This window comes from Pseudodesulfovibrio cashew (genome assembly GCF_009762795.1).
In the GTDB taxonomy this organism is placed as follows: Bacteria; Desulfobacterota; Desulfovibrionia; order Desulfovibrionales; family Desulfovibrionaceae; genus Pseudodesulfovibrio; species Pseudodesulfovibrio cashew.
Genome location: NZ_CP046400.1, coordinates 1497818 through 1512976, shown reverse-complemented (window position 1 = coordinate 1512976; position 15159 = coordinate 1497818). Strand labels below are relative to the sequence as shown.

The 15159-nt window shown below is 62.6% G+C and carries 13 protein-coding genes; 7 read left to right on the top strand and 6 right to left on the bottom strand.

Annotated features, from left to right (window positions below; all coding sequences use genetic code 11):
• Nucleotides 1-57: 57 nt before the first annotated feature.
• The 5 genes from rodA to GM415_RS06680 form a co-directional block, all read right to left on the bottom strand.
• Complete coding sequence (rodA, locus tag GM415_RS06700; RefSeq protein WP_158947047.1) at nt 58-1170, bottom strand: rod shape-determining protein RodA; 1113 nt, start codon at nt 1168-1170, stop codon at nt 58-60.
• A complete protein-coding gene (gene mrdA, locus GM415_RS06695) occupies nt 1160-3070 on the bottom strand; it encodes a penicillin-binding protein 2 (protein ID WP_158947046.1) in 1911 nt (636 codons plus the stop codon). Before mrdA ends, rodA begins: the two co-directional genes overlap by 11 nt.
• Nucleotides 3054-3539, bottom strand: a complete 486-nt coding sequence (locus GM415_RS06690) for a hypothetical protein (RefSeq protein ID WP_158947045.1) — start codon at nt 3537-3539, stop codon at nt 3054-3056. Before GM415_RS06690 ends, mrdA begins: the two co-directional genes overlap by 17 nt.
• Complete coding sequence (gene mreC, locus GM415_RS06685; protein WP_158947044.1) at nt 3523-4419, bottom strand: rod shape-determining protein MreC; 897 nt, start codon at nt 4417-4419, stop codon at nt 3523-3525. Before mreC ends, GM415_RS06690 begins: the two co-directional genes overlap by 17 nt.
• Nucleotides 4420-4515: 96 nt before the next feature.
• On the bottom strand, nt 4516-5559 hold the full coding sequence (locus GM415_RS06680) for a rod shape-determining protein (RefSeq protein ID WP_158947043.1): 1044 nt from the start codon (nt 5557-5559) through the stop codon (nt 4516-4518).
• Between the two features lie 177 nt (nt 5560-5736).
• Here GM415_RS06680 and mnmL point away from each other — a divergent pair, with 177 nt between their 5' ends.
• Nucleotides 5737-6720 carry a tRNA modification radical SAM protein MnmL/YtqA gene (mnmL, locus tag GM415_RS06675; RefSeq protein ID WP_158947042.1) on the top strand — a complete coding sequence of 328 codons (984 nt, stop codon included), beginning with the start codon at nt 5737-5739 and terminating at the stop codon, nt 6718-6720.
• Nucleotides 6717-7280 carry a methylated-DNA--[protein]-cysteine S-methyltransferase gene (locus GM415_RS06670; RefSeq protein WP_158947041.1) on the top strand — a complete coding sequence of 188 codons (564 nt, stop codon included), beginning with the start codon at nt 6717-6719 and terminating at the stop codon, nt 7278-7280. Before mnmL ends, GM415_RS06670 begins: the two co-directional genes overlap by 4 nt.
• 582 nt (nt 7281-7862) lie before the next feature.
• On the opposite strand, the gene GM415_RS06665 is transcribed toward GM415_RS06670, so the two are convergent.
• Nucleotides 7863-10277, bottom strand: a complete 2415-nt coding sequence (locus GM415_RS06665; RefSeq protein WP_158947040.1) for a homocysteine S-methyltransferase family protein — start codon at nt 10275-10277, stop codon at nt 7863-7865.
• A 254-nt stretch (nt 10278-10531) separates the two neighbouring features.
• Here GM415_RS06665 and GM415_RS06660 point away from each other — a divergent pair, with 254 nt between their 5' ends.
• The 5 genes from GM415_RS06660 to rpiB all read left to right on the top strand — a co-directional run bounded on the left by GM415_RS06660 (nt 10532) and on the right by rpiB (nt 15134).
• Nucleotides 10532-11632, top strand: coding sequence for a sigma-70 family RNA polymerase sigma factor (locus GM415_RS06660; protein WP_242012388.1), 1101 nt, complete (start codon nt 10532-10534; stop codon nt 11630-11632).
• A gap of 12 nt (nt 11633-11644) precedes the next feature.
• Entirely contained in the window at nt 11645-13396 is a 1752-nt protein-coding gene (locus tag GM415_RS06655) for a tetratricopeptide repeat protein (protein WP_158947039.1), read from the top strand.
• Nucleotides 13393-14265: a hypothetical protein gene (locus GM415_RS06650; RefSeq protein ID WP_158947038.1), complete on the top strand. Its 873-nt coding sequence runs from the start codon at nt 13393-13395 to the stop codon at nt 14263-14265. Before GM415_RS06655 ends, GM415_RS06650 begins: the two co-directional genes overlap by 4 nt.
• On the top strand, nt 14262-14573 hold the full coding sequence (locus tag GM415_RS06645) for a hypothetical protein (protein WP_158947037.1): 312 nt from the start codon (nt 14262-14264) through the stop codon (nt 14571-14573). Before GM415_RS06650 ends, GM415_RS06645 begins: the two co-directional genes overlap by 4 nt.
• A 120-nt stretch (nt 14574-14693) precedes the next feature.
• Nucleotides 14694-15134 carry a ribose 5-phosphate isomerase B gene (rpiB, locus tag GM415_RS06640; RefSeq protein WP_158947036.1) on the top strand — a complete coding sequence of 147 codons (441 nt, stop codon included), beginning with the start codon at nt 14694-14696 and terminating at the stop codon, nt 15132-15134.
• Nucleotides 15135-15159 lie beyond the last annotated feature (25 nt).

Here is a 15159-nt window from a genome sequence, read left to right as displayed (position 1 = left end):
AACAGAGCTTGTGAACAATGTCCCTTGCGCTCCGTTCTCCGTACGATCAGGAAACGGCTATCCCTGCTTGAACAGGAATCGGCGCATGGAAACGTTCAGGACAAGCCCGATAAGAGAGAAATTCACCAGGGTGGCGCTTCCCCCGTAACTGATGAACGGCAGGGGGATGCCTACCACCGGCATAAGCCCGAGCACCATACCCGTGTTTATGAGGATTTGCCAGAAGAAATAGAAGAACACACCCGCCGCCAGATAGGAGCCGAAGAGCCCTCTGGCGTCCCGCGCGATGATGACCATCTGGTAGAGAAAGAAGCAGAATAGTGACAAAAGTAACATAGTCCCGACAAAGCCCCACTCCTCGCCGAAGACGGCCACGGCGAAGTCGGTATGCCGCTCGGGGAGGAACCGCAACTGCGACTGCGTCCCTTCCATGAAGCCCTTGCCCCAGAATCCGCCCGAGCCGATGGCGATTTCAGACTGGATAATGTGGTAGCCCGCGCCCAGCGGGTCCGTTGTGGGGTCCAGAAAGGTCATAATGCGTTGCTTCTGGTAGTCGTGCAGGAAGAACCAGGACAGGGGCAGCAGGGCCGGAATGGCCACCAGGGCGGTCTTGAACACGCGCGGCGTCACTCCCCGGAAGAGAATCATGCCGCCCAGGATCATGATCACGGACAGACCGCTGCCCAGGTCGGGCTGCTTGATGATCAGCCCCGCCAGGATCATGCCTACCCCCAGCACATAGCCCAGCCGCAGGAAGTCCAGGGGTTCGCGCTCACGCGACAGGATGCGCGCGCCCACGATGAGCACCGCGATCTTGGCCAGCTCGGATGGCTGGAAGTTCATGAAGCCGAGATCGAGCCAGCGACGCGCGCCGTAGATGGTCTTGCCCATGAAAAACACAGCCACGAGCAGCAGGACCGTAACCCAGAACAGAGGCCAGGCCAGTGTTTTCAGATGCCGGTAGTCGAAGAACATGAAAACGAGCATCCCCGCCATGCCCATCAGCCCCCAGATAAGCTGTTTCTGAAAGAAGGGGGCCACGCTCATGCCCTCCTCAAGCCGATAGCCGGAGGCGGAGTAAAGATTGAGCACCCCGAGCAGAAAGAGGATGATCGCCGCTCCGAGCAGGGGCCAGTTGATGTAGAAAAGCAACCGCCGGTCAATTGGCATGCGCGCCTCCCGCGGATTTGGATTTGGGCTTTGATTTCGGCTTGGGTTTGGCGGGAAGCTTTATCAGCTTGGCGGCGCGCGCCTTTGCCTTGCGGGCCTCGGGGTTCTTGTGGACCTCGTTCTGGAACAGGTAGTCGATGACCGCCTTGACTACCGGACCCGCGCCGGACCCGCCGTGCAAGCCGTGCTCCACGAGAACGGCGATGGCGAAACGTCTGCCGTCCTTTTCCGCGATGGCAGCCATCCATCCGTGATCCCTGAAGCGGTAGGGAATCTCGTCGTCCTTGAGGGCCTTGAGTTCATCGGTCAGCCGCACCACCTGGGCCGTGCCGGTCTTGCCGCCAACGGCCACGCCCTTGGTGCGGATGCGGCGGCAGGTGCCGTGGTCGTCGTTCACTGTCTCGATCAGGGCATTCCTGAGCCGTGCAAGCTGGCTGCCAGTCAGCGGGATCTTTCCCTGCACCTCGGTCTTCTCGTCCTTGAGCAGCAGCGGCTTGAGCAGCTTGCCGCCGTTAAGGACGCCGGCGAAGAAGCGGGCCACCTGAAGCGGGGTGACCAGGGTGTAGCCCTGGCCGATGGCCATATTCAGGTTGTCGCCCCCCTGCCAGGCCTCGCCGAACCGCTTCCGCTTCCACTCGCGGGTGGGGATGTTCCCCCCCTTCTCATGCGGCAGCAGGATACCGGTTTTCTCGCCGAAACCGCAGGCCTGGGCGAACTCGGACATGCGGTCCACGGAGAGTTTCTTGCCGAGCTTGTAGAAATAGACGTCACAGGACTGGACCAGGGCCTTTTCCATGTCGACCTTGCCGTGGCCGCCCTTGCGCCAACAGCGGAAGATATGCTTGCCGAGCCGTACCGCGCCGTTGCAGACCACGGTTTCATAAGGGTCGATGGCCCCGTAGTGGAGTCCTGCCCCGGCGACCACATGCTTGAAGACCGATCCTGGCGGGTACACGGACTGAATGACGCGGTTCTGCATGGGGTGGAGCGGATCGTCGCGCAGCGCGGCCCACTGCTTGGACGAAAGCCCGACCGTAAAATCGTTGGAGTCGTAGGACGGGGAAGTGGCCAGCGCCCAGAGCTGGCCGGTATCGGCGTCGATGACCGCCACGCCGCCTGCCTCTTCAGCCAGCCAGTCCATGGCCACCTTCTGGAGGCCGAGATCGATGGACAGGGAAATTTCGTGTCCGGCGCGGGGGTGTTTGAGAACGCGCTCCTGCAGCCGTCTGCCGTTGACGTCCACTTCGTACTGGACCAGCCCTTTGACCCCGCGCATGCGGTCCTCGAGCATGTACTCGATACCCTGCTTGCCCACATTGTCGCCCAGGGCCAGCTCGGGCTCCTTGCCCAGCTCTTCCTCGTTGGCCTCGGCCACGTACCCGAGCACGTGGGCCAGGAGTTTACCGTAAAGGTAGCGGCGGCGAGGCCTGACCTGGACCTCCAGCCCGGGCCAGCGCAGCTTGTTGGCATCGATGAGGGCGACCTGGCCGAAAGACAGGTCCGGCACCAGGGTAAGAGGCTCGAAGGGTTTCACCCGCTTTCTCTTTTTCGCGTACACGGCCTTGAGCGATTCGAAGTCCGCGCCTGTCCAGGCGGCCACCTGGTGCAGGGTCTTGTCGATGTCCGGACAGTCCTCACGGATGAGTCCCAGGGCGTAGGCGGGCTCGTTTACTGCCAGCAACTCGCCGTTACGGTCACGAATGAGTCCTCTGGGAGAAAACACCGACTCCTGGCGAAGCTGGTTTTCAATGGCGCGGCGGGCGAAATCTTCGCCCTGATGGATCTGGAGATACCAGAGCCGGACCGAGAAGAGGCAGAACACGCCCAGGATCAGAGCCTGGAGCAGGAAAAGTCCGGTGCGAGGAGGTTGCTGGGCGGCCTGGTTATAGAGATCCGACATGCTGCCGCACCCTCCGGGGGAAAGCGGTTTCCGCCAGGACCCATACCATGGGGAAGATCGCGGCCTGAACCGCACCCTCCAGAGCCGCAACACGTAGATCCACGGCCAGGTTGGCCAACCGCGCCAGGCTGTAGGCCAGGACAGGATGGAGCAGCCCCAGGCCGAGACCGAGCAGGCACATGAACAGGAAGGAGCGGGCCTCGAAGAGCCACCGCCCCATGATGTAGAAAATCACGAGCATGCCGTACCAGGCCACGCCGTAGCCGAAGGGCAGGTTGCCCATGCCCTCCTGGAGCAGAACCCAGGAAAGAGCCAGCCAGAAGGTGCCGGAGGGACCGTTACGCTGCATGGAAAGCACGATGCCCGGAGCGAGAAAATCCACGCCGGGCACGAACCGCTGGGCCCAGACTCCGAGCACTGTGTACACGGCCCACCAGAGGATGGCGGAGAATCTACTCGGCACCGGCATCTCCTTCCCCGCTCTCTCCGCCGCCGTTGCCATTTTCGTTGACCAGCTCGGGTTCGCCGTCATCGGTTCTGCGCTCAAGCAGGAGGACCTCCTCCTGTTTGGAGACATCCACCAACGGCTCGGCCTCGACCGAAAGAAACAGCGAGATATCCGAACGCTGGACCTTGGTCACCCGTGCCACGGGCAGCCCTTTGGGGTAGATGCCGGAAAGCCCGGAGGAAACCAGAATCTCGCCGGGGTCGATGCTGGCGTTGAGATTGACGAAACGCAGCTTGAGCGGCTGGCCGTAACCCTGTCCGGTGAGCATGCCCGGGGACCGGTTGCTCTCGCCCAGGACCGCGATGTGGGAGTTGGGGTCGGTCAGCAGCAGTAAAATGGAAGTCTTGGCTCCCGTCTCCAGAACGCGTCCGGCCACGCCGTCAAGGGTGACGGCGGGCATATCCCGCTCCGCCCCGTCCAGGCTGCCCTGATCCACGGTCATGGTGTCGAGCACCCCTGCGGGCCCCATGCGATGGGCGATGATCCGAGCGCCGCTGAAGTCCCACCCTTCGGGAGGACGGAATCCCAGCATCCGCTCCAGGCGTTCCGAGGCTTCGGCCTTATCCCGCAGGAGCAGATTCTCACGTTTGAGCCCGGCCACCGAAGCGACGAGTTCATCGTTCTTGCGTTTGAGGTCCACCAGGTAGACGTATCGCTCCCAGAACCCGGTCACGCTCTCCTTGACCCACAGGCCGGGCCGCAGGAGAAATCCCGATATGTCCAGCCCCGTATAGCTGGACAGGGCATCAAGATGCCCCGTGCGCAGGTTCCATGTATACATGGACAGGTACACGAAGAGTCCTGCGACGAAGACGGCTGCGATTTTCTTGGGCCTGGTCACTATTGCGTTCCTGCGGCGTCAAAAGGCGCACGATTGCGTTTGACCTGCAATCGTGCGCCTGGGGACAACCGTTTGTTGGTCATGGGCAATGCCAAACTAGTCGGTGGTGATATCCTTGTAGAGATCGATGTTGTCCAGCGCCTTGCCCGAGCCGAGCACGACCGCGGTAAGCGGGTCCTCCACCACGGTAATGGGGAGTTGCGTCTCATGCTGGAGAAGCTGATCCAATCCCTTGAGCAGCGCTCCGCCGCCGGTGAGCACGATGCCCCGGTCGACGATGTCCGCCGCCAGTTCAGGCGGGGTCTGCTCCAATGCAATGCGCACGCCCTGGACAATGCCCTCAACCTGCTCGCTGATGGCCTCGCGGACCTCCTCGGCGGTGATGGGCCGGTTCTGCGGGATACCCGTGACCAGATCGCGGCCCTTGACCTCGATGACCGGCTCCTGATCCCCCAGGGGATAGGCGGAGCCGATGTGAATCTTGATCTGCTCGGCCGTGGATTCACCAATGAGCATGTTGTACTTGCGTTTGACGTGCTGCATGATCGCCTCGTCCATCTTGTCGCCGCCGATACGGACGGAGCGGGCGTAGACGATGCCGGAAAGAGAGATGACGGCGATCTCGGTGGTGCCGCCGCCGATGTCCACGATCATGTTCGAGGTCGGTTCTGTAATGGGCAGGTTGGCACCGATGGCCGCGGCCATGGGCTCCTCGATGAGATAGACCTCGCGAGCACCGGCGGACTGGGCGGACTCGCGAACGGCCCGCTTCTCCACCTGGGTGATGCCCGTGGGCACGCAGATCATGATCCTCGGGCGGACCAGACGGCGCGAGTTGTGGACCTTTGAGATGAAGTGCCGGAGCATGGCCTCGGTGACCTCGAAGTCGGCGATAACGCCGTCCTTCATGGGCCGGATGGCCACGATGTTGCCGGGGGTGCGGCCGAGCATCTTCTTGGCTTCGGCACCGACGGCGAGCACGGCCTTTCCGCCGCGCGAATCCTTCTTCACCGCCACCACGGACGGCTCGGACAGCATAACGCCCTTGCCTTTCACATAGACAAGGGTGTTGGCCGTTCCGAGGTCGATGGCCAGATCGTTTGAGAAAGAGCCGATAATTCTGTTGAGCAGGTTACCCATTAAACCCCCGTTCCTATCGAAATTCGTTCACATCCCTATGCGTTTGTCGCACTTCCCAACGGCACGGAAGTGCGCTAGCGTACAATTTGAGTTGATGATGAGTACCAAATGTAAACCGCTCAGGCAATACGCTGGGGGCGGTTTCACAGCATTTTCTCAACTTTTTCTAAATATGGCATGAAGCGTTACTATTCCCTGTCCGCGCACACTCGGCGGCGTTATGGACAGCGGGTCCAGAAGATTCCCCTGGACGCCGGGTTCTCCTGTCCCAACCGTGACGGAACCCTCTCGCGGGCCGGTTGCCTTTTCTGCAACCCCAAGGGCTCGGGCTCCGGCTTCGGCGCGCAGGGGCAGTCCCTGGCCGAGCAGTGGGAGTTCTGGCGCTCCATCCACGTGGAAAGACATCACCTTTCCCTTTTCACCGCCTACCTGCAATCCTATTCCAATACCCATGGCCCCATCGAAAAACTGGCCGAGACCCTGACGCGCCTCAAGGGACTGCCCGGGCTGGAGAGCCTCAGCCTCGGCACCCGGCCGGACTGCCTGGACAAGGCCAAGCTCGAACTCCTGGCCCGCCAGCGCGACGAACTCGGACTCTCGGACGTGACCCTGGAACTGGGCCTGCAATCGGCCAGCGACACCACCCTCGCGTACATCAACCGAGGCCATACCGCCGCCGAATTTGCCGAAGCCGTCAAAGAGGCGGCAGCCCACGGCCTCACCGTGGTCGGGCATGTCATCGCGGGGCTGCCCACCCCGAACGGACGAGAAGGCGAGGCCGAACTCCTCGACTCCATCGACTTCATCAACACGCTCCCGGTGAGCGGCATCAAATTTCACAACCTCTACGTCTGCAGGGGCACCGGCGTGGCCAAACTCTACGAAGCCGGGCAGTACGTTCCACTCTCCCAGGACGAATACCTGACCATGCTCTCAGCCGCGCTCATGCGCCTGAAGCCCACCACGGTCGTGCACCGGCTCAACGGCAACCCCGGCAAAGGCGAACTCCTCGCCCCGGACTGGGCCGCCAACATGCGTGGCCTGCACAACGCCGTCCGCAGCCACTTCGAAAAACACGACGTCTGGCAGGGCAAGCACAACGGCGCCGGAGACGCTATCCCACCTTGGTTTGACCCGGAATATCGAGGTGTTATCGAATGATTTCACCCGACAATGCATCTTACAAAAACACCGAGACCGTCATCGCCGCCCCCCTCGCCCTTACCATCTGCTGGGCAGGAGGCGTCATCACGGAAATTCATCTCGGCCAGACCGAAGACGCCACGCCGACAGCCTCGCTCTCCCCTCACGCCGAAGCCCTGGCAAACGCACTCGCCCGCTACGTCAACGGCGAAGCTCTCCCCTGGCCGGACCTGCCCCTCGATTTCTCGCAACTGACCGACTTCCAGCGGCGGGCCGTACAAGCGCTCAGAGACATTCCCCAAGGCGAGGTGCGCACCTACGGCCAACTGGCAACCGCACTGGGCAGCCCGCACGGTGCCCAGGCCATCGGCAAGGCCATGGCCGCCAACCCGTTCCCGCTCCTCTATCCCTGCCACCGGGTTGTGGGCAAAGACGGCGCGCTCGTCGGCTTCAGCGCCCAGGGCGGGCTGGCGCTCAAGGAATATCTGCTCAGGCTTGAAGGCGCGTGGGACAAACTCGCCGCAGCCAAGGGCGAGGACGGCCCTTCCCAAGGGTCGTTGCTCGATCTGCTGGAGTAGGAATGCCTCCGGCGGCCCTGCCGGGGACTGCTCCGCAGAGCCTACTGGCGGTCGCCTCGCCGGCGAGGCGTCTCCGACGGCCAGGGAACCCTTTGGAAAGGGTTCCCTGGACCCTCCCAAACTTTCCATGTTCGCTTCGCTCAGAGCCGTGCGGGAGCTAAGCCTGTGCCGCTTCTGCAGGGGCCGACTGTTCGCCCGACCTCGCCGTGACGAATGGCGTTTTGCGCCGGGGTATAAAAAATGTTTGTCGCTTGTTTTGGCCGTGCACAACAATCAGTCCTGAAAACAATAAAGATACGAGGGGCAATCCCACGTATCTTCCGAAAACACACACAAAGCAGCTTCAATAGCCAAAAAGTAGAAGAAATTCTTTCCCTGATTTCCCCTCCTTTATTCACCCAATGCAGCGACACCCCGCAAAAAAGCATCCCCTCCCGCCCACTTTCGCCCCGCCGAAGGCGCGCCAAAGAGTTTAGGAGGGGAGATGGGGTTGGGGGGTCCAGGGGGGAAGGGGAAGAGGGGAAGCCCTTTGCAAAGGGTTCCCCTCTTCCCCTTCCCCCCTGGCCGCCGGAGGCACCCGCCTTACTGCGTCAAACGCTGCGCCAGTTTGACGGCGGCGATGGCGTCGGTGGACCAGCCGTCCGCGCCGATGGCGTCGCAGAATTTTTCGGTGACAACCGCACCGCCGATGATGACCTTGGTGTTCATGGCGCGTTCCTTGACCATGCGCACGGTATCTTCCATGCGCACCATGGTGGTGGTCATGAGCGCGGACAGACCGATGACGGCGGCGTTGTGTTCGGCAGCGGCATTCACGATGGTTTCGGCCTTGACGTCCTTACCCAGGTCCACGACCTCGAAGCCGTAGTTCTTGAGCATGAGGCAGACGATGTTCTTGCCGATGTCGTGGATGTCGCCTTCCACAGTGGCCATGATGACTACCGGCTTTTCACCGGCGGCCTCGTCCTCTTCAAGGAGGGGCTTGAGCCGGGCAAAGGCGGTCTGCATGGTCTCGGCGGACTGGAGCAGCTGCGGCAGGAAGTATTCCTTGCGCTCATACTTGTCGCCCACGGCCAGGATGCCGGGGATGAGCAGGTCGTTGACGATCTCCATGGCGGATTTGCCCGCGTCCAATTCGGTCTCGACCAGGGCGACCACATTATCCTTGTCGCCTTTGATGACGGCGGCCTGCACGGGCGGCAGGGAGGCGTCGGCAGCGCCCGCAGGACCTGCCTGTGAGACGGTCTGTACGCCGCCACCGCCGGTCCAGCCGGAGAATTTGGAGATGTAGCGTTCGGCCTGTGGGTCGCGGTTGAGCAGCACCTCGGCGGCATGCAGGGATTCCTGGATGCGCGCGGAGTTGGGGTTGGAGATGAAGGAGCAGAGCCCGGAGACCATGGAGAGGGAGAGGAAGGTGGAATTGAGCAGCTCGCGGGCGGGCAGGCCGAAGGAGATGTTGGACAGCCCGATGGTGGTGGGCAGGCCCCACTCGTCGCGGCAGTGGCGCATGACCTCCAGGGAATGGCGCGCGGCCTCAGGCTTGGAGGAGACGGTCAGGGCCAGGGCGTCCACCATGATCAGCCGCTTGGGAATGCCGAGGCTCTCTGCGGTGATCAGCAGATCCTCGATGACGGCCAGCCGCTCTGCAGCGGTGACGGGCAGCTTGCGCCCCACGATGGGCAGCAGGATGAACGGCGCGCCGAAAAGCTTGCACAGGGGGCCGAGCTCTTCCATCTTGCCGGGCTCGCCGGAGATGGAGTTGACCAGGGGCGAGCCCGGGTAGACCCAGAGGCCCGCCTCCACGGCCTTGGCGTCGTTGGAGTCGATGGACAGGGGCGTGGGGAAGCGTCCGGCCAGGGTCTTGACCAGCTCGGGGAGGAGCGTGACCTCCTCGACCATGGGCGCGCCCACGTTGACGTCGAGGACGGGCGCGCCGAGATCGATCTGCTCGGCAGCGAAACGAAGAGCCTCGGTGAACACGCCTTCCTGGAGTTCAGCGGTGAGCTGCTTCTTGCCCGTGGGGTTGATGCGCTCGCCTATGACCACGCCGGGATGGTTGAAACCCACGGGTACGGACACGGCCCGGGAGGTCAGCACCAGTTGGGCGTCGTCGGTCTTCTGAGGCCGCTTCCAGGGGGCGTCTCCGACCTTGGCGCGCAGGGCGCGGATGTGGTCTGGCGTGGTGCCGCAGCAGCCGCCGATGAATTTGGCGCCCAGATCCACAAACTGGCAGGCCTGTTCGGCAAAGGGTTCGGGAGGCAGGCGGAAGGTGGTGTTGCCGTCGTCGTCCAGCTCGGGCAGGCCCGCGTTGGCCTCGGCAAAGGTCGGGGTTTCCAGACGAGGGGCCCAGGCCTTGAGGGTTTCGCGCATCTGCTCCGGTCCGGCGGAACAGTTGGTGCCGATGAGCTCCACGCCGAGGTTCTGCATGGTGTCCACAAAGGTCTGCGGGCTGGTCCCGGTCAGGGACGCCTCGCCCTCGAAAGTCATAGACATGGCCACGGGCAGGTTGCAGACCTGGCGGGCGGCCACCACAACGGCCTTGGCCTCGGCCAGGTCGAAGTGGGTCTCGCCCAGAATCAGGTCGGCCCCGCCGTCCACGCAGCCCCGGATCTGCTCCTTGAAAATGTCCACCAGCTCGCGGAAGGTCAGGTCGCCCAGCGGCTCAACGAAATGCCCGGTAGGACCAATGGACGCGGCCACGAAGACCGAGTCGCCGGCCACTTCGCGGGCAATGGCGGTCATGGCCTTGTTCAGCTCGTAGGGATCGGCGTCCAGCCCGAGCTTGGGCCGCGAGCCGCCGAAGGTGTTGGTGGTCAGGATATTCGCTCCGGCCTCCACATAGTCGCGGTGTACGCCCCGGATGACGTCCGGCGCGCGCAGGCCCCACAGCTCGGGCGACAGCCCGGCGGGCAGCCCCCGGCTCTGCAACAGGGTGCCGTAGCCGCCGTCAAAAAAATAGACCTTGTCATCACCGAGTATGGACCTGAAATCGGGCACGTCGCTCTCCTGAAAGCCCGCTTTGGGGCTGTTTGATTCTTATATCAATATATCCAGATATAGTCTTTGTCCAACCAAAAATCAACCCCTTTTCCACCGCACCCCCCGCTGGAGGCCAGGGAAAACAGACACGAAATTGCACAAGATTGCCTGTGGTGAAAAATATTGAAAAGGGGCGGTAAAAACTATAGTCTTCTTTCCTTGTTCTTATATTTAGTATTGAACCGGGCAACTGGAGCCCGCCACAAGATAGCATGCCGACACCCGATACAGATACAGTCAAGACATCTTCCGCCATGGAGCCCGAGATCGTTGATCCTGAACAGGATATCGACGAGGACATCGATACGGAAATAGACGAGGACGCGCTCAAGGACGCCCACGCCAAGGACGATTCCGGTGACTCAATGGGCGTGCCGATCAATCCTCCGGCCAAGATGGAGGATCTGGAGACGCGGCTGCCCGCCTTTGCCCAGCCCTCGTCCAAGGAAGTGCGCCTGCGCGACCCCCTTCAGCTCTACCTGCGGGAGATCGCTCGCTTTCCGATGCTCGATCCCGAAGAGGAATACGCCCTGGCCAAGCGGGTACAGGACGAGAACGACCAGGACGCCGCCTTCAAGCTGGTATCCTCGCACCTCCGGCTGGTGGTCAAGATCGCCATGGACTTCCAGCGCCGCTGGATGCAGAACGCCCTGGACCTGATCCAGGAGGGCAACGTGGGCCTGCTCAAGGCCGTGACCAAGTTCGACCCGGAAAAGGGAATCAAGTTCTCCTACTACGCCGCGTTCTGGATCAAGGCCTACATCCTCAAGTATATCATGGACAACTGGCGCATGGTGAAGGTAGGAACTACCCAGACCCAACGCAAGCTGTTCTACAACTTGAACAAGGAGCGCCAGCGCCTCCAGGCCCTGGGGTTCGACCCGACCACCGAGGCGCTCTCCAAGAGCCTGGGCGTGTCCGAGTCGGAAATCGAGGAGATGGACCAGCGCCTCTCCAAGAACGACATGTCCCTGAACACGCCTCTGGGCGAGGATTCGGACACCACCAAGATGGACTTCCTGCCCTCACTGGGCCCCGGCGTGGAAGAGACCATCGCTTCGGACCAGATCGTGGACCTGCTTCTGGAGAACATCAAGGCCATCCGGCCGACCCTCAACGAGAAGGAGCTGGCCATCCTGGACGACCGGCTGCTCTCCGAAGACCCCGTCACCCTGCGCGAGATTGGGGAGCGGTTCGAGGTCACCAGGGAGCGCGTCCGTCAGATCGAGGCGCGGCTCCTGGCCAAGATACGGGAACACATGACCGGCAAGATCAAGGATTTTTCCAAGGACTGGGTGCTTGAGCACGAATAGGACAGGACGCATATGGCAAACATGAATTTCCGCCGTCTACCGGCCGCTCTCGCGGCCCTGGCCCTCATCCTGGCGCTGGCCGCCCTGACCGGTTGCGCAGGGAGCAGACGCGCGGCTCCGCAGCCCGCGCCCATGACCAGGGAGGCGCAGCTCAACTACGACTACCTGGTCTACCAGGACCAGATGCAGCAACTCCAGCGACATGCAGCCTTGGGCAAGAGCAGCAAGCTCACCAAGGCGGAGGTGCTCAAGCTCAGGGAAAACGCTGAAGCGGCCCTGGGCAGGCTCATCGAGGCCGCACCAACTCCCCAGCTCTACCTCGAAAAGGCAGGGTTGTTCTGGAACGACAAGGGCGGCCCCGCCCAGGCCAGGAGCATCCTGCGCCAAGGGCTCGAAGCCTTCCCCGACGACCGGATGCTGACCGTCTATCTGGCCAACTCCTACCTCATGGAAAACCGCACCGACGGGGCCATCGACATCATGGAGGATTACCTCAAACGACATGGCGATGACTACCAGGCCCGCGAACGGATGGGGCAGATGCTCCTGGACGCGGGCAAGGACGCCAAGGCCCTGGACGAATTCAAGCGGATTCCCCAGGACAAGCGCAACGCCGACGCCCTCTACGGCATGGGGCGCGCTCAGGGCAACCTCGGCATGCGCAAGGCTGCCATCGGCAACCTGCGGAAGGCCGTGGAGATGGACCCGGGCTTCACCGAGGCCCTGGTGGAGCTGGCCTATCAGTATGAGCTGAACAAGGACTACGTGTCCGCGGAAAAGACCTATACCCGCATCCTGGGCCAGGGAGATCCCTTCCCCGAGGCCCGGTTGCGATTGATCAACCTCAACCTCAAGCTCAACAACCCGGCCCGCGCCCTGAAGGTAGCCCTGGACGGCCCGCCGACCAAGGCCTTCGTGCTCGACGCGGTGCTCATGTTCATCAACGACGACTTCTTTGCCCAGGCCTCCACGGTGCTGGACACCCTGACCACGGGCGGGGAAATCCCGGCGGAATACTATTTCTATAAGGCCGTCATCGCAAACGAGGGAGAGAAGGACCCGGCAAAGGCCCTGAGCTACCTCGCCAAGGTCAAGGATACGGACCGGCTCTATCCGCACGCCCTCCGCTTCCAGGCCCAGCTGCACCACGCACAGGGCGAGGATGCCAAGGCCCTGGAGCTGGCGCGCATGGGCAAGAAGCGATTCCCCGACGGGCCGATCTTTTACATCCTCGAAGCCAACCTGATGCGCGGCATGGGTGACGTCAAGGGTGCGGAGGCCGTCTTCGACCAGGGGCTCGAGCGGCTCAAGGCCAACCCGGAGCTGAGCTACGAGCTGGGCATGCTCTACGAGACCACGGGACGCCGTGCCGAGGCCCTCAAGCTCATGGAGTCCGTACTGCGCTCCCACCCGGACCACACCAATGCCCTGAATTACGTGGGCTACACCCTGGCCGAGGAGGGCCGCGACCTGGACCGCGCGCTGGTCCTGGTCAGGAAGGCCTCCAGCCTGGACCCGGAAAACGGCTACATCCTTGATTCCGTGGCATGGGTCTATTTCAAGATGGGCAAGCTCGACAAGGCGTGGGAAAACATCGGCTACGCCGTTGACGTGGTCAGAAAGGACCCGACCATCTGGGAACACTATGGCGACATTGCCAAGGCCATGGGCAAAATCAGCGAGGCCCGCAAGGGATACTCCAAAGCCCTGAAGCTCGATAGCCCGTCCGCCAAAAGCGTGAAGCGGAAACTTAACGCGTTATGATCCGATCTATCGGCACCCGCATTCTCCCGGCGCTGCTCCTGACCGGGCTGGCGCTGGCCGTAGCGGGCTGCGCGGCCAGGAAGGTCAACGGCACGGTCCGGGACACCCCGGAAGCGGCCTGGCAAGCCTTCCGCACAGGCTACTGCGCCACCCCAAAGGCGCCGGGGCTGCTCGTCCGGGCGTCACTCTACTACACCCGGACGGACCCGGTCCGGCGCACCAACCGCACCCTGGTCTCCCTGTGGGGCGACTTCGGCGGGCCCATGCGCCTGGACGTGTCCGCATCCGTCGGGAAACTGCTGGCACACATCCGCGAGGACCACTGCGGACTGCTGGTCTTCTATCCCTCCGAGAAGAAGGCCTACGCACACGTCAATCCGGTGCTGGGAGCCACCCGCCTCGGCATGCCCTTTCCCTTTTCCCTCAACGAACTGGGCAAGGTCGCCATGGGCGACTTCTCCGGGCTGTCACCGAAAACCTACCGCTCCGTCAGGCAGGAGGAAGGCCGCCTGATCTATACGGTCGACGGAGCGCCTGCCTCCATGGTCGTACTCGACGTGACCGGCAGGCCCCTGGAGCTCGCCGGGACATCCACCTCGGCCCGCGTCGCCGGACGGCAGTGGCGGCTGGCGGTGGACCGGTACGAAGAGGACGGCGCGTCCCCCCTGCCCGCCATGCTGACCCTGTCCATGGACAACGGGGAGAAAGGTGTCTTGCGCATCAAGTCCCGAGAGCTTAAGATTGATGGCTGGTCGGCGGAGGCCACCGGGCTCACCCTGCCCGGCGACGTCACCCCGCTCAGGCTTGACAACGGGATGAAATCTGCCGGAAGCACCGGCATTCCAGCCGCTTGCGAGGACAAGAAATGAGTGAAGCGACACGTAACGAGGACACGATCCTGGGAATTTTTCTGCTCGGCCTGCGCACCTGGCTGGCCGAAATCAAGTGGTTGTCCAAATCCGCGCTGACCCGGTTCGAGGTCAGCAGACTTGAAAAAGAACTCAATCAGGAATATGGCAACCTCGGTCGCATCGCCGAGGCGCCCAGGGGCAAGATGGCGGAAAAGGAACTCTGCCTGAAGCAAATCGGTTTCCTGAAAGAGGAAATCGAGAACCTGCGCGCCGATCTGGCGGCCGACCGCGAAACGCGCATGGCCACCCTGCGCGAAAACAACTAGACGCTGTCCGCCCAGCCGCCCCGTGTCGGGGTCATGGGCTTTTCCAGGCGATAAGGCCGGGGGGAAGTCCGGCTCAAGGCATTTCGCCGACAGCGTCAAAGCAATCGGGAGAGACCCACGGTGAGTAAAACCATAGTCATCGGCTCCGACCACGGCGGCTACAACCTCAAGCAGGTTTTCATCAAGACCCTCAAGGAATGGGGCTACACTGTCGAGGATGAAGGGCCGGACTGCCTGGACTCCTGCGACTACCCCCTGTTCGCCGCACGCGTGGCTGCCAAGATCAAGGAAGACGACGCCAAGCTCGGCGTGCTCATCTGCGGCACGGGCCAGGGTATGACCATGACCGCCAACCGCATGGGAGTGCGCGCCGCCCTGTGCACCAACGAATTTCTCGCCAGGATGGCCCGCGAGCACAACGACGCCCGCATCCTCTGCATGGGCGAGCGGGTCACCGGCCAGGGCTTGGCCGTGGAGATTCTCAAGGCCTTCCTGGAAACCGATTTCGGTGGCGAGCGTCACCAGAGGCGCATCGACCTCATCGACAGTGTTGCGAAATAAAACGGACTGAACGCAGTCAAAACAC